Source organism: Deinococcus roseus (assembly GCF_014646895.1).
Taxonomy (GTDB): domain Bacteria; phylum Deinococcota; class Deinococci; order Deinococcales; family Deinococcaceae; genus Deinococcus_C; species Deinococcus_C roseus.
On record NZ_BMOD01000031.1, the window covers coordinates 16,068 to 32,807 of the forward strand.

Here is a 16,740-nt window from a genome sequence, read left to right on the forward strand (position 1 = left end):
TTCTCCTTTGGGATCCTCTGGTTTGCAGAGGAGTGAATTGCGTTGGGGTGAAGGGCGGATTGTGAAATCAGAAGCGCTGAATTACTCGAGTTCGGCGGCCAGGCCGCTCTCGAAGGCTTCGGTGTCGGTGTCGGTGTTGGAGTACACCAGCACATAACCGGTCAGGGCCAGAATGTTGACGCTCACTTCTTCGCTGTACACGCTTGCATCGGTGATCCAGAACATGCCTTTGTCCATAAAAGTTCCTCCTTGAGCTTTCCCTGTCTGGGAGAGCGTTTAAAAATTCCCGGGGTGGGTTTGAAAGTTCAGCAGCTTATTCGAGTTCGGTGGCGAGGCCACTCTCGAAAGCTTCGGTGTCGGTGTCGGTGTTGGAGTACACCAGCACATAGCCGGTCAGGGCCAGAATGTTGACACTCACTTCTTCGCTGTACACGCTTGCATCGGTGGTCCAGAACATGCCTTTATCCATAACGTTTCCTCCTCAAATTTCACTCAAGCTCAAGAGCCAGTTCGCTCTCAAACGCCTGTGGGTGACGAAGTTCGCCCTCGAAAATGAACCTGAATCCGGTAAAGCAGAAGATGTTGACATCTTCGGTGGGTGAGGTGTCCTGCACCTGGGATTCCTCTGCCCAGAAATTCGCTTTCTGCATCTCCAACTCCTTTCCTTCACTGTCATGCACTGCCTTGCACTTTCTTGCTTTTTGTTGTTCAGAAGCCTGTCTCTGAAGTTCGCTGTCCTTCTCGCCCGCTTCTTGATATGAAGTATGCGCTTTGCCCCTTTGCAACCGTTTTTCACCCTTTTGCCTCAAATTTGCCTGGTTTTTCCTGGGTGTTTCCCGAACTTTTCCCAGGTTTTGCAGGCACCTTTCAAATTGGATTGGGTTTATTTTTGGGGGTGGGCGAGGCATGCCTGATTTGAGGTTTCTTCCATTGGGCTACAGTCGTTGAGACCAGCTCTGCCAGCGGTTCAGCCAACAGCGATGAAAAGACCATCGATATTTCTGCCATTGAGACGACCAGGCACAGTCTTGTTCGAGGTTCCTGCCAACAGGGCGCAGCGTGCTGCGCCCCTACAACCCGTTGAACATTTCGTCCCATGCCTCTGCCTTCTGCTGTCTTTTGCCCTCTCTTGACCCTACAACGTGCTTGCGGGACGACCCGCGTCGCACTGGTCGCTCTGCCCTCGGCTTCCCTCCCCCTTAGGGGTTTCCTCTGACTCTTTTTCCAGAGGTTTACCCGTAAAATGGGAAGGGATTTTCACGGATTCCCCGCTGTTCATGGGGATCGGTGACTGCGGTCACTGCTTGCAGGGTGGAGGCGAACGGACAATTCAGGAAGACTGAAAGCCTGACTTCTTCCCCTGTGCTGATTTGCACACACATCAAGACGGCCCTGAATGGGAGTTGTCCATGAAACGAATTCACCGTCCACCCCAGGCCCTGAAACAGGAGCTTCCCCGGGCCTTGCTGCTGGAGCGACTGGCCCGAGCGCAGGATCACAAACTGGTTGTGTTGCTGGCCCCCTCAGGGTACGGCAAGACAACTTTGCTGGCGCAGTTTGCCCGCACCAGTCCGCAAAAAGTTCTGTGGCTGTCTTTGCAGGAGGACGATGCAGACCCGGCCATGCTGCGGCATTCCATGGCACTGGCCCTGTCTTCACTGGAACTGGGACTGGATCCTTCCTCGCCCTTGCGGCTTCTGGCCCAGGCCCTCAACACCATCCCGGACAACCTGCGCCTGATTCTGGATGGGGTGCAGCATCTGGGGGGCGAGGCTGGACGGGAGCTGGACAGTTTCATTGATGCCCTGAGCGAGGGACATCAGGTGCTCTTAAGCACTTACATGGATCCTCCCATCCGTCTGGCAAGGCACCTGGCCCAGGGAACGGCACTCCTGCTGGGTCCAGATCAGCTGTCTTTCACGCCTCAGGAAACAGAATTGTATTTGCAGGCCAGGCATTATGCCGGGAATGCCCTGCATGCCCACCAGACTTTGCAGGGCTGGGCGGCAGGTCTGGCCCTGATTTCCAGTGAGGCTTCTCTGCATTACGCCCCGGAAGATTTGATTCTGGAAAGCCTGGACACCCTGCCCTCTGCTTTGCGAAAACACCTTCCCCAGGCGGCTGTGCTGGATGTGTGGAGTGAGGAGATGGCTGCTGCCACCGGAATTCCGCTGCCAGAAGGCTGGCTGGATGAGGTGCGCAAACTGGGCCTTCCGCTCACCCCACTGGGAGCAGGGCGTCACCTGCCCCACCACCTGATGACCCAGACGCTGGAACGGGAACTGAAGAAGAATCCTGAGCTGTACCGCACCTTGCACACCCGCGCGGCCCGCAAACACCAGGAGCAGGAGGAGAACCTGCGTGCCCTGCAACATTTCCTGAAAGCTGGAGAGCACAGGGAAGCGGTTCAACTGGCAGAGCGTCTGATCGAGGGGTACAGCCAGCGTGCAGAGTTGCTCCTGATCCGTCAGGTGCTGCAGGATTTTCCGCTGGAGGTGCTGTCCGACACCCTGAAGGCCCAGCTTGCCATTGCCTGGATTGAAACCGGGAATGGCAAAGCGGGTGCAGAGCTGCTGAGATCGGTGGAACACCTGCAGACCCCACAGGTGCTGTACCATCTGGGTCGCCTGTACAGCAGGCAGGGACGCAGAGAAGACCATGTGCAGCAGCTTAAACACGCAGAGCACAGTTTGCATGCCTACCCCAGAGACATCCGGTTGCACTGGCTGAAATCCCATGCCCTGATGAACCTCGGGGAAGTCCAGGAGGCCCTGCAATCGGCCCAGCAGGCGCACACCCTGGCCCTGTTTCAGCAGGCTCCTGTGGAGGTGGGGCTCAGCCTGTACATCATTGCCAACTGTCAGGAACAGCTTGCCTTGCTTTCTGAGGCCCAGCAGACCCTCCGGCAGGCTTTGCTGCACTTTGAAACCCTGAAGATGCCTGCCCGCACCATCACCATCCTCAACGATCTGGCGCACCTGCACCTGCGCAAACAGGAATACGAGGAGGCCCGAAAACTTCTGGAACGTGCCCTGCCCATTGCCCGGGTGGAGCGCAATTCCTTTCTGGCGGTGCTGCTGGAAACCCTGGGTGAGATCCATCTGGCCCTGCAGGACCTTTCAGGCGGCATGGACCACTTGCAGGAGGCCTTGCAGCACAGCCAGGACACAGGTCAGACTTCTCTGGAGGTGCGCATCCGCCTGACCCTGGCCGAAAGCCTGTGCATTGCTGGAAGGCCCCGGGAGGCAGCGCAGCACCTTGCCTTCTGCACCCCTCCACCAGAGAAATTTTCGGACATGCACCGCTTTGTGGAGGGATTGCTCGCTTTTCAGCAGGGGGAATCCAGAGAGGCCCAGCGGCTTTTTGAAACCCTGATTGGGCAGGACACCGTGCATGCTTTGCGGGCAGAGAGCCATCTGGCAGAACTTGAGCGACAGCAAGGCCAGCTGGATTCTGCTGCCCTGAATGCCCTCAAAAGACACTTGCAGAACCATCCAGAGCAGCACCAGCTCCGAAGAGACCACCATCTGGGTTTGCTGCTGCACAACAAAACCCTGGCTTTTGAAAGTTCGGCCCTGCAAAAACCGGTGCTGAAAATTTTCACGCTGGGCCGCCTGAAAGTGCTGACCGCTGCAGGTGACCTGCACCTGCCTTTCGCCAAGGCTGGAGAATTGCTGGTGTGGCTGGCCCTGCATGGCCGCGCCCACCGGGACCGCATTGTGGATGCCCTCTGGGAAGGCTCCAGAGAGGAAAAACACGTGGGGTACTTCAAGGTGGCCGTGCGCAAATTGCGGGCGGTGCTGATGGAGCACCATCCCAGCGTGCTGAACCCGCTGCCCTTTGAAAACGGACAGTATTCTCTCAGCCCTGAGCTGGATGTGCAACTGGACGCCTTGCACCTGGAACATGATCCTGATTTTGACCTTGCCGGGTATCAGGGGGATTTCCTGCCTGCCTTTGACACGGAATGGATCCTGCAGCACCGCGATCACCTGCGGGAATGCATGGTGAGGTTGTGTCTGACCCGTGCCCGAAATGAAACCCACCTGACCAGGGCTTTGCAGGCCTACCAGAAAGCCCTGCAGCTCGATCCCCTGAGCCTGCCCATCCACCAGGAGATCATCCGGCTGTACCACCGGGAAGGGGATGTGCAGCTCTCACAACGGGCCTACCAGCAGTACGCCCGCCTGATGCGAGAAGAGCTCGGAGACCATCCCGAGCCCTATGAGGTTCTGCTGTCTTCCTGATTTAGAGTTGTCAGTTCACAGTTTTTAGTTCACAGTTTTCAGTGAGAGCAAAAATTGCCACCAGGATGCAAATGAAGCTTGATTCAAGTTGCCCTCAGAATTTTTTGCTGTGGACTGTTCACTGTAAACTGTTGTCTTCTTCAACGACTCATTCTTGCTGTTGATCGAATGAATCCATCCCCCTGGAATTTTGCGGTTCCAGCCAGTTCTGTACGGCTTCTTTCAGAGCGTGCAGCAGGGTCACATCAATGGAGGGCAGGTGGTCTTCCAGCACCTCCAGGCGGTGCAGACTGCTCTGGACACACCAGAGGTCCCGGCACCCTTCCAGCAGTTCCAGCTCGATGAGAAGTTGCTGCTGGACGAAGGGGTCCACCTGTTCACCATTCCAGTAAACTGCACGGCGGCGCAACACGTCCATGATGGGGGTTGCAGTGGAGAGATTGAAGCCTGTCATGTCATCCTCAAATTTTGGGCAGGGGTGGGAGGGTGATGGTTCCTCCGGTCCCACAGGGAGAAATGATGATGGTGATGCCAGCACTGGTGGAAGTGAAATCAGGAGTGGTTTCGGCGTGGGCCACAGCAGCAAACAGCACAATCACAAAAGCCAGTACGTGTTTTTTCATGGTTGGTTCCCTCCTGCTTGAATTGAAATCAGGTTAGAGGGAAGCCAGAGAAAAAACGGGGAAAAAGAATGCAGTCTGAAAGTTTAACCGCCCTGCTTTGCCCCACCTGCCAGCACGATGTTCTGACTGGCCGCCCATTCGGAGATGGGTCTGCGCTGGATCGCCACTGCCATCAGGTCCGGGAACTGGTCCGGGGTGCAGGCAAAACTGGGGATGTCAAAGGCAGCGAAAGCCTCTGCCACACGGTGGTCAAAGGAAGGTTGACCGTCGTCGTTGAGGGCCAGCAAGGCCACCACCTGCACCCCGGAGGCTTTCAGGTGCCCTGCACGCCGGATCATGGCTTTCTGGTCTCCCCCTTCGTACAGGTCGCTGATCAGGATGAAAATGGTTTCCTCCGGGCGCTCGATCAGGGTTTCGCAGTAGGCCATGGCCCGGTTGATGTCGGTGCCTCCACCCAGTTGAATCCCGAACAGCACTTCCACCGGGTCAGAAAGCTGGTCGGAGAGGTCCACAATTTCGGTGTCAAAGACCACCATTCTGGTGCTCACCGCCTTGATGGAGGCCAGCACCGCTCCAAAGATGCTGGAGTACACCACGGAGGTGCCCATGCTGCCAGACTGGTCGATGCACAGCACAATGTCCCTGAGGGCAGATTTCTTGCGGCCATACCCAATCCTGCGCTCTGGGATGATGCTTCTGTACTCCTGCTGGTAGTGCTTGAGGTTGGCCCGGATGGTGCGGTTCCAGTCCATCTCGTTGTGGCGGGGTCGGTTGTTGCGGATGGCCTTGTTGAGGCTTCCGGTCACGGCTTCACGCATGGGTTCTGCGAGTTTGCGTTCCAGATCTTCCACCACTTTGCGCACCACCAGACGGGCGGTGTCCTTGACCTTGTTGGGCATCACCGATTGCAGACCGATCAAAGTGGCGGCCAGGTGCACGTTGGGCTCCACGTTTTCCATGAATTCGGGTTCCAGCAGCATGCGTTCCATGCCCAGGCGCTCGAAGGCGTCTTTCTGCATGACTTTCACCACACTGCTGGGAAAGAATTTGCGGATGTCTCCCAGCCAGGCTGCAGCTTTGGGGGCACTGGAACCCAGGCCTCCCGAGCGGTCTGAATCGTAGAGGGCTTCTAAAGCCCGGTCCATGCGCAGGGCTTCACCTTGCAGCTTGCATCCGGTGCCGTCCTGCTGGCCCCCCAGGATGAGCCTCCAGCGTTCCAGACGGCTTGAATTGTTTTCAGTTGAATGGTTTGTGGTCATGGGTATCCTTTCAGAGATTTTACCATATCAAGAAAATGAAGGCATGTATTTTGTTTATAGCATATTTTTTGCAGCAAGTTCATTTTGTGGATGGGGTGAGATTGGGATGTGCGGCCCGGCTGGTTTAATGGCTTCCATCAGAGGAGCAATTCCCTGAAATGCACAACCCATATGAAAGGAGATTCGTATGCCCCTGGTGATCCTGCTTGTCGCATGCCTGCTGTTCTGCAGCACCCCCGCACGCTAAGATTCATGGGCAGGTTTTCTGTGTCACAAACCTGCCCACCCCTCTGACAGGAGTCACCATGCTGGAATTCCAGAACCTTTCATTCGCTTTTGAAAAGCAAACCATTTTTCGAGACCTGAACCTGACTTTGCCCCGGCAAAATTATGCGCTGATCGGCAAAAATGGCAGCGGGAAATCCACCTTTGTCAAATTGCTGCTGGGAGAACTGCATCCCAGACAGGGACAGATCCTTTTTGAAGGCAAACCCCTCTCTGCGTCCTGCATCTCTTACATTCCTGAAACCCTCAGTTACGGGCTGGATCTGCGGGTCCGTGACTTTCTAAAGTACATGGCAGGCATTCGGGGACTGGAGCTCAAACTGATGCACCAGATCGCTGAACACCTGGACTTCGATGCCTTTGGCAGCACCCTGCAGGATCTGTCTTATGGGATGCTGCAGAAACTCAACTGGGTGCAGGGTCTGGCCAAAAAACAGGCCCGCATCTTCATTCTGGATGAGGCCACCGTGGGTCTGGACGATGGTGCCCGCAACAGGGTGCTGGAATACTTCAAAACCCATCACCGAAACCAATGCTCTTTCATGATCTCCCACCGTCTGGACGACCTGCTCTCCACCAGCACGGCATACCTGGCCATCAAAAACCACAGCCTGTGTCCCATCGATGTGCTGGATTACGTGGATGTGCATTTCAAAACGCAGGTGGGAAACCAGATCGTCACCACCACCCGTCCTTTCCAGGAACGCGGCGAAATGGACCTTGCGGGGCTGCTGGGCATGGAAAACAGCATCAACCATGACCGCCTGTACGGAGAAACCCATGCTTAAAATCCTGACCCTGGTGCGCCTGATGCTGCACGAGTATTACCTGCGCACCTTCTGTGTGCTGGAATTGCTGGTTGCGTTTCTGGCCTTCACCTTCAGCGATCCTGCGCAGGACCTGAACCTCTTTCAGGCCCAGTTGACCCTGATGTTCAGCCTCACCGGTGTGCTGCTGGCTTCCCGGCTCAGCAGCCGGTTCAAAGGCAGCATCCCCCGGATTTTGCGGGCAGAACTGGGCACCCCGGCCATTTCACTGGCCCAGAACCTTGCGGTCACCCTGCTGACCACCACGCTTTACCTGCCCATGGTCCTGAGGTACAGCTTGCAAAGCCACACCTTTCCTGCAAGCCTTCCACTGCTGGTTCTGACGGCTTTTTTGTGCACCAACCTGTATTCCCTGCTGCTCTACCGCAGCCACCTCAGCCTGAACAGGGGAGCCAGAACCATCAACTCCACTTTTGGTCTCTCTGTCCTGCTGATCCTGGGATCTTACTTTCTGGGAGGACAGTCGGTGGCAGGCCAACTCCTGCCTTTTTACCCTGGCGATGTGACCCAGCTGGTCGTCGCCATCCCCAAAACCCTGTTGTATTCAGCCCTTGTGCTGTGGGGTGTCCAGTGGACCATCCGCAGAAAAAACATCCTGCTGGATTGAGGAGAAACCATGCTGAACATTCAAAACCTGACCCACCGTTATGGAAACCACACCGTTTTCGAGAACCTGAACCTGACCATTCCCCCGGGAGGCATTTACGGATTGCTGGGCAACAACGGGGCAGGAAAAACCACGTTGCTGCGCATGATCTGCACCACCCTGCAACCCCAGCAGGGAGGCATCACCTTCCGGGGAGACTCCATTTTTCAGCAACCCGTCCTGCACCGAAACCGCATTGGGGTGGTCAATGGTGGCATGAACCTGTATGACCAGAGCAGCGCAAAAGCCTTCCTGCATTTCTTCGGGCACCTGCATGGCCTGAAGAGGCAGCAGATCGACCGCCGCATCGATGAACTCGACGAGGTGCTGCACTTCCGGGACTTCCTGCTGCAACCCGCAGAACAGCTTTCTACAGGAATGCGCCAGAAAATCATCATTGCGCGGGCCATCCTGCACGAACCCGAAGTGCTCATTCTGGACGAGGCCAGCAGCGGCCTGGACATCCTGACCCGCAAAACCCTCTTTGATTTTGTGGCCTACTACCGTTCTGCAAAACGCACCATCCTGTACTCCACCCACATCATGGAAGAAATCGAGCGCCTGTGCGACACCATCTGCATTCTGGACCAGGGACAGGTGGTCAGTGAAACCACCCGCAACCGGTTGCTGCTGAAAGGCCAGTCCATGGAGGAACACTACTTTGAGAGCATCCAGATGCCTTCGCAGGCCCTGCGCCTCTCCCGGACAGGAGCCTCAGCATGAACCCCCGCATGAACCTCTCCCCGTTGCTGCACATTGCCAGAAGGGAAATTCTGGCTTTCATTCTGGACCGCAAAGCCTTTTATGCCAGTGTGCTGGTGCCCCTGCTGATCATTCCGGTGCTGATGCTGGGTCTGCCTGTGCTGTACGGGAATTTCATTGGCAAGACCAGCACCGAGAAACAGCAGGTGGCCGTGCAACACCTGGAACACCTGACTCCAGAACAGAGGGACTTCCTGGAAACTGGAAGCGGCACAGGCAGCACGTTCCAGCTGGTGCCCCTGGCAAAAATCAATCCTGAGAGCCTGAAAAAACATCCTGTGGTCCTGGACATCAGCAAGCCTCTGGGGCAGCCTGAGGCCAGAATGCAGCTGTACTTCAACAGCACCAACCAGAAAAGTGCCCTGATTGGCAGCAACCTGAAACAGGCCCTGGAAAACCTCAAGGTGCGTCTGATTTACGAGAAAGTGGACAAACAGCTCAGGCCCCTTGAAGGACCCACGGCTTTCCAGCTGGCCTATCAGGACACGGCCAGCAAACAGGAAAGGCAGAACGGGATGCTGTTCTTCCTGATCCCCATATTCCTGATCCAGTTCATCATCATCGGAGGCCAGGCTGCGGCCATTGACACCCTGGCAGGAGAACGGGAAAAAGGCACCTTTGAAAACCTGCTGGCCGCCCCTGTTCCCATCCAGATGGTCTTGCAGGCCAAACTGCTCACAGTCATTGTCATCAGCCTGATCAGCAGTGCCTGCGTGTTTCTGGGGCTTTCCCTCTCCAGAATCCTCACCCTGACGGTGCTGCCAGAAATCCTGCACCACCTGAAAGGCGTGAGCAGCAGTTACACCCAGCTTTTCGGACAGGGCATTCAGCTGGACCTGATGGGTTACCTGCTGGTCGCACTGGTGCTGTTCAGTTTTGCCCTGATCAGCAGTGCAGTGCAGTACCACATCTCCATGACCTCCAGAAGCGTCAAGGAAGCCCAGAGCAGGGTGGCCCCCATCGGGATTGTGATTGCCACCTCGGCCCTCATCATCCAGTTCTCCGATTACTTTCAGAGCCACAATGCCCTGTATTTTGCCCCGGTGATCAACAACATGCTCCTGATCATCGACATCCTGAAAAACCAGGCCAGCACCCTGCATCTGGGGTCTGTGCTGCTGACCAATGTGCTGGTTTTCATGGTGCTTTATCGGCTGTCCATGCGGTTCTTTGCAAAAAACCAGATGGCTTTTCGCAACCGCTGATGTCTAATGACCAGAAGGGACTGACCAAAACCTCAGGTCAGTCCCTTTTCCAGAATTGCCACCACTGTTTGCGCCTCGTCTGCATCTGGTTGATGAAAGAACGCATCTCCCCTGCCTGCAGCACCCGCTGTTCCTCGGGAATGAAAATGAAATGCACCTTGAACAGCTTGAAAGGACCCCTCGGCTTCAGGGTGTGGTCAAAAACCGCCTCGGTCCCGAGTTCCCAGGGAAGCCCATTGAGCAAACACTCCACGAAAGGTTCATTGCCCTCCATGGAGTGCATCACCAGACGCCAGTCGTAGACCCCAAACTCGGTGAAGTCGGTGGGAATGGCCCGCTGGTTCACCAGTTCCACCCACGGCTGCGAATGAAAATGGCTCAGGACTGCAGCACGGGTTTCAGGACTGGGGGTTCTGACCTGCGGGGTGCCAGCGTAAACCTTCCAGGTTCTCAATAAACCAAACTCGGCATTCAGGCTGTAAACCTGGTATTCAGGCTCCATGTTCTCGATGCACTGCCACAGCACCTCGTAAACCGAGTTGCGCCAGTTGCGACAGGCCTCATGGATGGCTTCCTGCGCGTCCTGTCCAAACTCGGTGATGCTCTCCTGCAAAGGGGCCGAACCGGGGAATTTTTCCAGGATCACCTGAAACACCAGACCCACCTGCACCATGGTCGGGTGTTCCTGGCGGGCAAATTCACGCACCGAACCCTTCATTCCGGGAAGCGAGAACGTGACCTCAGTGTCCCTGGTCCTGACCTGCATGGCCGGAAACATCTGACGCAAGCTCTCTGCTATCCACTTTTCGGACATTACCCCTCCGGGAGTTGCCAGTTGATGGGGGGCAAATTTGCCTCCTCAAGTGCCTGATTGGTGCGACTGAACGGACGGCTGCCAAGAAAATGTTTCACACTTAAAGGACTCGGGTGGCCTGACTCCAGCACCACATGTTGCGGGCCAGTGATCAGTTTGTTCTTCTTCCTAGCGTAACTTCCCCAGAGGATAAAAACCACCCTCTGCTCTTTTCGGTTCACCGCCCGGATGATGGCATCCGTAAATTCCTCCCAGCCCTGGTTGGCGTGGGAGTTCGGCTCGGCCTCCCGCACGGTCAGTACGGCATTGAGCATCAACACACCCTGCTCTGCCCAGGAGATCAATTCACCGTGTTTCGGAATTTTGAAGTCCACATCGGTTTTCAATTCCTTGTAGATGTTCTTCAGTGAAGGGGGCGGGGTGACGCCCTTTTTGACACTGAAGCTCAGGCCATGCGCCTGACCTGCCCCGTGGTAAGGGTCCTGGCCCAGAATCAGCACCCGCACGTTCTCGTAAGGGGTGAGCCTGAGGGCAGAAAACAAATCCTCTCTGGGAGGGTAAACGGTGTGGTTCTGGTACTGCTCAGAGAGGTGTTTTTCGAGGGCAGCAAATCTGGGGGAATCCAGCACATCGCCTAAAACAGCTTGCCATTCTTCAGGGATCAATTCACGCAAGTTCATGGTTTTCTCCTTTAAAGGGGGAATTTGGGGGGCGGGTGAGGGCGAGGCATGCCTCGCCCCTACAGGTGTCATCTGTTTTAGACACCATCATCTTTCTTGAGAATGCGCTTCATGGATTTTGAGGTCTCTTCATGCTCCACTTTAAGCAGGCCCAGCCTGTGCATGGAGTATTTCTCAGCCCAGCCATCTTCTCCTGCATACTCGGCCTCACAACCATCCGTCAGGTCCAGGGCGTCCACATATTCACCCTGCTGGTTCTGAATGGAGATCTTGAACCTGAGGTCGGTGTCAAAAACCTGCAAAAACACCTCAATGGCACTGTCAACCGCGTATGGGATCATGTATTCCTTTAAGAAATGCTCTTTGTTCTCTGCTTCCTGATACTTCTGCAGGAGGATTTGACCTGTTGTGCTGCGGGTTTTGCCAGTGAAGAAATCATCAAAGAAAGTGATGACATCATCACGGGCATATTTCACCACCTGCCGGGCAAAGATTTCCAGAAGTTCCTGCTGGCTCATGCACTCCCCAATATCATGTGCAGCAAAGGAAGCACTTTCTCGCTCCGTTGCACATTGATGCCCTCTTCTTGCTGTGCGGTCAGGGTGCCCTGACCCTGTCTGGCCTGTTCTCCGAGTTTCTTGCGTTCTGCAGGAGCAAAAGTGGAGAAGGTGCGGCGCATCAGGGGCAAAATGCGCTGAAAAGCATCTTCGGAGAGTTCAGTGACCCAGTGGTCCAGCAGGTTCCAGAGGTTGTGGTCGTGGATCAGGACCAGACCGCTGCCTTTCAGGAAACCCTCGGCCCAGTTGGCGGCCTGTTCGGGTTCGGGGTTGCTGAGGCCCAGACGGAAGGCTTTTGCGACCTCATCAGGATTAAATTCTCTGGCGTCGCTGAGCAGGCGCACCACCCGACCCACCACCAGACCATGCACGCCACCCTGGCTGGAAATTTTCTTGAGGGTGCCCTGCCATTCTTTCAGGTATTCCTCGTTCTGCAGGTTTCTGAGGGCAGCATGGGTGCTCTGCACCCGTTCCTGCATCTGGTCTGCCGCCTGATCGTCCAGAGAGGCCACAGCATTGGAGAGGCCCACACACACACGGGCAATCAATCCGTCCAGCACGTGCAAAAGAAGCTGGGTGTCGGTCTGGCGCACGTTGCCGTACCGTGCCACCTGTCCCAGGCTGGGAATGGCCTGCATCAGGTGGGTCACGTCGGTGCTGCTGGCAGCCAGATCGCTGAGTTTCTGGATGGTGCGCTTTGTGGCTTCAGGAAGGTGGGCCAGCAAAGTGTCCTGCAAAACCTGGGTGACTTCTGGCAGGGTGGTGGCCTGCTGGGTGATTTCCAGCACCCGGTTTTCTGAGGCAGAGGCCACCGTCTGGCCGTAACGCCCGGCTTCAATCAGGCGGATTTCGTACTCGGGCATCCACTGCAGGGTCCAGCCTTCTTTAAACGTGCCCTTGGTGGACACCGGACGGATTTCCCCCCAGTTCACGCCCAGAAGCCTCAGGCGGTGCAGCACCTGGGAGCGTTCCAGATCGTTCTCTTTTCTAAGATCAAGGTCCAGATCCTTCGCTCCAGCCGCAGGAGACAGCCTCAGGCGTTTCTGCAAGGCTTGCAAATCTCTGGAAAGGGGCGCACTGGGCACTTCTGCAGGCACCGTTCCCAGTTCTTCTCCCAGGATCAGTTCCTGATGGATCACCTGCACCATCCCATCGTCCCCGAAGCACAGCACCGCCCGCACCGCGTCCATCAATTCAGGCAGACCGGGCACCTTGCGCTGCGTGAGGGCAGTCAGGGTTTCTGCCAGACGCACCGCCTCAATGACAGAGGCACTGGAAGCGTCCAGATCTTTGCTTCTGAGAAGCTGGGCCACCCGCACCATCCAGGAAACGGTGGGGTTCTCGGGGTTGCGCCACAGGTGGGAGTACCAACCGGGAGATTCCACCCCAGCACCATACCCACTACTGAAGGCCAGTCTACCATGCGTCCAGGGCACCCAGGTCATGGCGATTTTGGCTTTCGGAAGGTCTTTCAGCAGGGCTTTGTCCGCTTTTGCATTGCCCGGGTCCAGCAGGGCCGGAGCATGCCACGCTCCGCACACCACGGCAATTTTCTCGAAGCCGTCTTTCTGGGCTTTGCGGATGCTTTCCCGCATGAAGGCTTCACGCTGCTCCTCGAAAGGAGAAGCAGGTCTTGGGGCATCATGGGGAGCCACCAGAACCTCCCGTAAAGCACCCATTGCCCCCAGCACGGCCTCGAAAATGCCCTCCTCGTTGCCCCGCAGTTCCACATGGTGTTCCCACCAGCGCTCGCTGTCGGAGTAACCTGCAGCCTCCGCCAGATGGGAAATCGGGTCTTTCTGGAAAGGGCTGGCCTCGATCTGTTCTTCTGCTGCGGCTTCACGGGGGGCCAGCCAGTGCACCTGCGGCATGTCCATGAAACGCACCCGTGCTCCATGCTGGACTCCGTGCTTCATGGCAATCCACTCTGGGCTGAAATCCGCAAAAGGGAAAAACGCACAGCGGCTGGGGTCTTCCGGCACATAAGACAGCATGGCCACCGGAGGTTTCAGGTCTTCGGACTCCAGAAAATTCAGCAGGGGTTCGGCCTCGGGGGGGCCTTCAATCAGGATCACATCGGGTTCCAGGCGTTCCAGGGCCGCTTTCAGGCTGCGGGCGGATCCCGGCCCGTGGTGACGGATGCCAAAAAGATGCACGTTGGACATGTTCACGCTCTTTTCTGCCACTTCATGTGGACTTCGATTTTGCGGCTGGCTTCCCCATCCCAGAACACCTGCAAACCGGTGGTCTTCAGGGTTCTGAAGATGGTTTCTGCAATGTCTTGTTTGATCTGGAGGTTTTCATAAAAATCCTGATAACCCAGGTAAAATGCTTTGCCTCTGACTGCATCATCCATCCGATACCCCGTGTAATAAACATAACCTTTAATCTTCACGGGCTCAGAGTGCAGCAAGCCATAATAACAATTGTCATCCAATTCTTTATCAAAAGGATCCAGCACCCCCAACTGCTTGAGCAAATAAATGAAATCAAACTCCAGAAGGCGTTCTTTCAATTCCTCCAGAGCCTCATAAGGTGCGGATGAATTGGTGCTTTGCAGGTTCTGCAGAACCAGAATTCCTTCATGCTCCATGCTTTCAAATGCCTGTTGCAACAGGTCATGGTCAGTGGGGAACACCCAGGTTGCTTGTTCTGACCTGTATTCCTCGAACAGGCGATCTGTCAGGATCTCAAACAATCGCTGGTTCTCAGCATCTTGCCAGTCTTGAAGATAATCCACCACAAAACAACGTTTGAAATCCTCTGGGTTTTCAAATCCACCCCAGATCCGTAAACGCATTTGTTGTTCAATCTGCTGCCAATCTTCCATCTTTTGGTATGCACCCCTGTGTTTTTGTGTAGGGGCGCAGCGTGCTGCGCCCTTTCCAACGCCAATGCCCTCTCCCCTTATCCTTCCAGATCCCCCTGGTAAAGCGCCATGTCTCTGGCTTCAATGGAATAAATGGTGGAGGTGGCCGGGGTGTCTCCGTAGAACACCAGATCCACACCAGAGGCAAATTTCAGGGTGAGGTTTTCGGGGTCGTAGGTGTATTGCAGGCCCTCTTCATCTGCAGCTTTCATGGTGTCCAGGATGTGCACGCCAGCGGTCAGCACCCAGGGGTCGAGTTCCTGGGTGTTTCCCAGGGTGGGCACCTCGAAGTCCTGCGTGTGGATCATGTAAAGCTGGCGGCTTTTGGGGGAGAAGGCAAATTCAAAGAGGCCGTATTCCAGCGTGTGGGCAAAGGTGTCGGTGTATTCGTAGGTGGGTTCACCCAGGGCAGCCTTGAGGGCCTCGGGGCTGGACCCGAGGGGAACCCCAGCAAAGGCGCGGGTTTTCAGGAAGTCAAGGAGCTGGATCATCGGGGGTCCTTTCCGGAAAAGTCAAAATCAGTTGCTCAGGTCGGTGATGTTTTCGATCCACCCGAAAAATTCATCCGGGGTCAGGCCGTCTTCGGTTTGCACTTCAGGGTTCTGGAAAGCGTCCAGCCTTTCCTGAGGGGTCAGATCTGCAGCCAGTGGAACGGCAGCATCAAGGTATTTTTGCAGGGCTGTTTTGATGGCTGCATTGGCCGCTTCGCTGTACATGCCAAAACGGTCTGGGAGTTTGTAGCCTGCCCTGGGCACCAGAAATCCCAGGTACACGGCCTCAAACAGATTCTCCCGAACGGCAGTGTCAAAGATCTCCCCGTGGTCTTCTGCAACGTCGTTCAGGTCATTTAAAAAGTCTTGCAGGGCCTGATTCAGGTCAGCGGTCATCAGCTGACTTCCTTGCAGGCGCGGTAGACATCCTTCCATCCCGAGCGCTCTTTCACCACGGTTTCCAGGTATTCATGCCAGACCACCCTGTCCTGCACAGGGTCTTTCACAATGGCCCCCACCAGACCTGCGGCCACATCGTGGGGCCGCAAAATGGCATCTCCGAAGTGTGCAGCCAGACTGAGCCCCTGTCCCACCACCGAGATGGCTTCTGCAGTGGACAGCGTTCCAGAAGGGCTTTTCAGCTTGGTTTTGCCGTCTTCGGTGACGCCATTGCGCAGTTCACGGAAGATGGTGACAATGCGGCGGATTTCTTCAAGGGCGGGGGGTTCGCTGGGGATTTCCAGGGCACGGCCCAGTTCGTTGACCCGGCGCTGCACGATCAGGATTTCCTCTTCTGCACTGTCTGGCACAGGTAAAATCACGGTGTTGAAGCGGCGTTTGAGGGCGCTGGACAGTTCATTGACCCCTTTGTCCCGGTTGTTGGCGGTGGCAATCACGTTGAACCCCTTGACCGCCTGCACTTCGGTGTTCAGTTCGGGAACCGGCAGGGTTTTCTCGGAGAGCACGGTGATCAGGGTGTCTTGCACGTCGCTGGGGATGCGGGTCAGTTCTTCAATGCGGCAGAGCTTGCCTTCCTGCATGGTGCGCATCAGGGGGCTTTCCACCAGCGCTGCACGGCTGGGGCCTTCGGAGAGCAGGCGGGCGTAATTCCAGCCGTAACGGATGGCTTCCTCGCTGGTGCCTGCAGTGCCCTGAATCAGCATGGAAGAGTCACCCGAGATGGCGGCTGCAAGGTGCTCAGATACCCAGCTTTTTGCAGTTCCAGGCACCCCATAAAGCAAGAGTGCCCGGTCTGTGGCCAGGGTGGACACTGCAATTTCCATCAGGCGGCGGCTTCCCACGTATTTGGCGCTGATTTCGGTTCCATCTGGCAGGGTGCCTCCCAGCAGGTAGGTGATCACTGCAGAGGGGCTGAGTTCCCAGTTTGGGGGTTTGGGCCTGTCATCAAAGTTTTTGAGGGCAACGAGTTCGTGGGCAAATTGTTTCTCGGCGTGCTGGCGCAAAACGTCACTCAT

General features: G+C 56.1%; 19 protein-coding genes. 5 read left to right on the forward strand and 14 right to left on the reverse strand.

Annotated elements, in window-relative coordinates:
• Nucleotides 1–81 precede the first annotated feature (81 nt).
• The 3 genes from IEY52_RS23080 to IEY52_RS23090 all read right to left on the reverse strand — a co-directional run bounded on the left by IEY52_RS23080 (nucleotide 82) and on the right by IEY52_RS23090 (nucleotide 908).
• The gene (locus IEY52_RS23080) at nucleotides 82–237 is read right to left on the reverse strand and encodes a hypothetical protein (RefSeq protein ID WP_189007718.1); all 156 of its coding nucleotides are present in this window, start codon (nucleotides 235–237) and stop codon (nucleotides 82–84) included.
• 76 nt (nucleotides 238–313) lie between these two features.
• Nucleotides 314–469 carry a hypothetical protein gene (locus IEY52_RS23085; RefSeq protein ID WP_189007721.1) on the reverse strand — a complete coding sequence of 52 codons (156 nt, stop codon included), beginning with the start codon at nucleotides 467–469 and terminating at the stop codon, nucleotides 314–316.
• 19 nt (nucleotides 470–488) lie between these two features.
• The gene (locus tag IEY52_RS23090; RefSeq protein WP_189007724.1) at nucleotides 489–908 is read right to left on the reverse strand and encodes a hypothetical protein; all 420 of its coding nucleotides are present in this window, start codon (nucleotides 906–908) and stop codon (nucleotides 489–491) included.
• A gap of 501 nt (nucleotides 909–1,409) precedes the next feature.
• Here IEY52_RS23090 and IEY52_RS23095 point away from each other — a divergent pair.
• On the forward strand, nucleotides 1,410–4,247 hold the full coding sequence (locus IEY52_RS23095) for an AfsR/SARP family transcriptional regulator (RefSeq protein ID WP_189007727.1): 2,838 nt from the start codon (nucleotides 1,410–1,412) through the stop codon (nucleotides 4,245–4,247).
• 148 nt (nucleotides 4,248–4,395) lie between these two features.
• Here IEY52_RS23095 and IEY52_RS23100 read toward each other — a convergent pair whose 3' ends face one another.
• From IEY52_RS23100 to IEY52_RS23110, 3 genes are all read right to left on the reverse strand, one after another.
• Nucleotides 4,396–4,701, reverse strand: coding sequence for a hypothetical protein (locus tag IEY52_RS23100; RefSeq protein ID WP_189007730.1), 306 nt, complete (start codon nucleotides 4,699–4,701; stop codon nucleotides 4,396–4,398).
• 7 nt (nucleotides 4,702–4,708) lie between these two features.
• Entirely contained in the window at nucleotides 4,709–4,870 is a 162-nt protein-coding gene (locus IEY52_RS23105) for a hypothetical protein (protein WP_189007733.1), read from the reverse strand.
• 83 nt (nucleotides 4,871–4,953) lie between these two features.
• Nucleotides 4,954–6,129, reverse strand: a complete 1,176-nt coding sequence (locus IEY52_RS23110; RefSeq protein WP_189007736.1) for a VWA domain-containing protein — start codon at nucleotides 6,127–6,129, stop codon at nucleotides 4,954–4,956.
• 305 nt (nucleotides 6,130–6,434) lie between these two features.
• Between IEY52_RS23110 and IEY52_RS23115 the strand changes: the two genes are divergently transcribed.
• The 4 genes from IEY52_RS23115 to IEY52_RS23130 are packed head-to-tail and all read left to right on the forward strand — an operon-like array spanning nucleotide 6,435 to nucleotide 9,854.
• Nucleotides 6,435–7,202, forward strand: a complete 768-nt coding sequence (locus tag IEY52_RS23115) for an ATP-binding cassette domain-containing protein (protein ID WP_189007738.1) — start codon at nucleotides 6,435–6,437, stop codon at nucleotides 7,200–7,202.
• Nucleotides 7,195–7,848 (forward strand): hypothetical protein, encoded by a 654-nt coding sequence (locus IEY52_RS23120; protein ID WP_189007741.1) that lies wholly within the window; start codon nucleotides 7,195–7,197, stop codon nucleotides 7,846–7,848. Before IEY52_RS23115 ends, IEY52_RS23120 begins: the two co-directional genes overlap by 8 nt.
• Nucleotides 7,849–7,857: 9 nt before the next feature.
• On the forward strand, nucleotides 7,858–8,610 hold the full coding sequence (locus tag IEY52_RS23125) for an ABC transporter ATP-binding protein (RefSeq protein ID WP_189007744.1): 753 nt from the start codon (nucleotides 7,858–7,860) through the stop codon (nucleotides 8,608–8,610).
• Complete coding sequence (locus tag IEY52_RS23130; protein ID WP_189007747.1) at nucleotides 8,607–9,854, forward strand: ABC transporter permease; 1,248 nt, start codon at nucleotides 8,607–8,609, stop codon at nucleotides 9,852–9,854. The genes IEY52_RS23125 and IEY52_RS23130 overlap by 4 nt, the downstream gene beginning before the upstream one ends.
• A 37-nt stretch (nucleotides 9,855–9,891) precedes the next feature.
• Here the strand turns inward: IEY52_RS23130 and IEY52_RS23135 are convergent, their stop codons facing one another.
• From IEY52_RS23135 to IEY52_RS23170, 8 genes are all read right to left on the reverse strand, one after another.
• Entirely contained in the window at nucleotides 9,892–10,668 is a 777-nt protein-coding gene (locus IEY52_RS23135; protein WP_189007750.1) for a DUF6348 family protein, read from the reverse strand.
• Complete coding sequence (locus tag IEY52_RS23140) at nucleotides 10,668–11,348, reverse strand: uracil-DNA glycosylase (protein WP_189007752.1); 681 nt, start codon at nucleotides 11,346–11,348, stop codon at nucleotides 10,668–10,670. The genes IEY52_RS23135 and IEY52_RS23140 overlap by 1 nt, the downstream gene beginning before the upstream one ends.
• A 77-nt stretch (nucleotides 11,349–11,425) precedes the next feature.
• On the reverse strand, nucleotides 11,426–11,866 hold the full coding sequence (locus IEY52_RS23145) for a hypothetical protein (protein ID WP_189007754.1): 441 nt from the start codon (nucleotides 11,864–11,866) through the stop codon (nucleotides 11,426–11,428).
• The gene (locus IEY52_RS23150; protein ID WP_189007757.1) at nucleotides 11,863–14,070 is read right to left on the reverse strand and encodes a DUF5682 family protein; all 2,208 of its coding nucleotides are present in this window, start codon (nucleotides 14,068–14,070) and stop codon (nucleotides 11,863–11,865) included. Before IEY52_RS23150 ends, IEY52_RS23145 begins: the two co-directional genes overlap by 4 nt.
• A gap of 2 nt (nucleotides 14,071–14,072) precedes the next feature.
• Nucleotides 14,073–14,735 (reverse strand): DUF6891 domain-containing protein, encoded by a 663-nt coding sequence (locus IEY52_RS23155; RefSeq protein ID WP_373289915.1) that lies wholly within the window; start codon nucleotides 14,733–14,735, stop codon nucleotides 14,073–14,075.
• Between the two features lie 77 nt (nucleotides 14,736–14,812).
• A complete protein-coding gene (locus tag IEY52_RS23160) occupies nucleotides 14,813–15,265 on the reverse strand; it encodes a hypothetical protein (protein ID WP_189007761.1) in 453 nt (150 codons plus the stop codon).
• Nucleotides 15,266–15,292: 27 nt separating this feature from the next.
• A complete protein-coding gene (locus IEY52_RS23165) occupies nucleotides 15,293–15,661 on the reverse strand; it encodes a hypothetical protein (RefSeq protein ID WP_189007763.1) in 369 nt (122 codons plus the stop codon).
• Nucleotides 15,661–16,740 carry an ATP-binding protein gene (locus IEY52_RS23170; RefSeq protein ID WP_189007766.1) on the reverse strand — a complete coding sequence of 360 codons (1,080 nt, stop codon included), beginning with the start codon at nucleotides 16,738–16,740 and terminating at the stop codon, nucleotides 15,661–15,663. The genes IEY52_RS23165 and IEY52_RS23170 overlap by 1 nt, the downstream gene beginning before the upstream one ends.

Coding starts and splice junctions, on each gene's coding strand:
- IEY52_RS23080 (WP_189007718.1), bottom strand. CDS start 237: ATGGACAAAGGCATGTTCTGGATCACCGATGCAAGCGTGTACAGCGAA.
- IEY52_RS23085 (WP_189007721.1), bottom strand. CDS start 469: ATGGATAAAGGCATGTTCTGGACCACCGATGCAAGCGTGTACAGCGAA.
- IEY52_RS23090 (WP_189007724.1), bottom strand. CDS start 908: ATGCCTCGCCCACCCCCAAAAATAAACCCAATCCAATTTGAAAGGTGC.
- IEY52_RS23095 (WP_189007727.1), top strand. CDS start 1,410: ATGAAACGAATTCACCGTCCACCCCAGGCCCTGAAACAGGAGCTTCCC.
- IEY52_RS23100 (WP_189007730.1), bottom strand. CDS start 4,701: ATGACAGGCTTCAATCTCTCCACTGCAACCCCCATCATGGACGTGTTG.
- IEY52_RS23105 (WP_189007733.1), bottom strand. CDS start 4,870: ATGAAAAAACACGTACTGGCTTTTGTGATTGTGCTGTTTGCTGCTGTG.
- IEY52_RS23110 (WP_189007736.1), bottom strand. CDS start 6,129: ATGACCACAAACCATTCAACTGAAAACAATTCAAGCCGTCTGGAACGC.
- IEY52_RS23115 (WP_189007738.1), top strand. CDS start 6,435: ATGCTGGAATTCCAGAACCTTTCATTCGCTTTTGAAAAGCAAACCATT.
- IEY52_RS23120 (WP_189007741.1), top strand. CDS start 7,195: ATGCTTAAAATCCTGACCCTGGTGCGCCTGATGCTGCACGAGTATTAC.
- IEY52_RS23125 (WP_189007744.1), top strand. CDS start 7,858: ATGCTGAACATTCAAAACCTGACCCACCGTTATGGAAACCACACCGTT.
- IEY52_RS23130 (WP_189007747.1), top strand. CDS start 8,607: ATGAACCCCCGCATGAACCTCTCCCCGTTGCTGCACATTGCCAGAAGG.
- IEY52_RS23135 (WP_189007750.1), bottom strand. CDS start 10,668: ATGTCCGAAAAGTGGATAGCAGAGAGCTTGCGTCAGATGTTTCCGGCC.
- IEY52_RS23140 (WP_189007752.1), bottom strand. CDS start 11,348: ATGAACTTGCGTGAATTGATCCCTGAAGAATGGCAAGCTGTTTTAGGC.
- IEY52_RS23145 (WP_189007754.1), bottom strand. CDS start 11,866: ATGAGCCAGCAGGAACTTCTGGAAATCTTTGCCCGGCAGGTGGTGAAA.
- IEY52_RS23150 (WP_189007757.1), bottom strand. CDS start 14,070: ATGTCCAACGTGCATCTTTTTGGCATCCGTCACCACGGGCCGGGATCC.
- IEY52_RS23155 (WP_373289915.1), bottom strand. CDS start 14,735: ATGGAAGATTGGCAGCAGATTGAACAACAAATGCGTTTACGGATCTGG.
- IEY52_RS23160 (WP_189007761.1), bottom strand. CDS start 15,265: ATGATCCAGCTCCTTGACTTCCTGAAAACCCGCGCCTTTGCTGGGGTT.
- IEY52_RS23165 (WP_189007763.1), bottom strand. CDS start 15,661: ATGACCGCTGACCTGAATCAGGCCCTGCAAGACTTTTTAAATGACCTG.
- IEY52_RS23170 (WP_189007766.1), bottom strand. CDS start 16,740: ATGAGTGACGTTTTGCGCCAGCACGCCGAGAAACAATTTGCCCACGAA.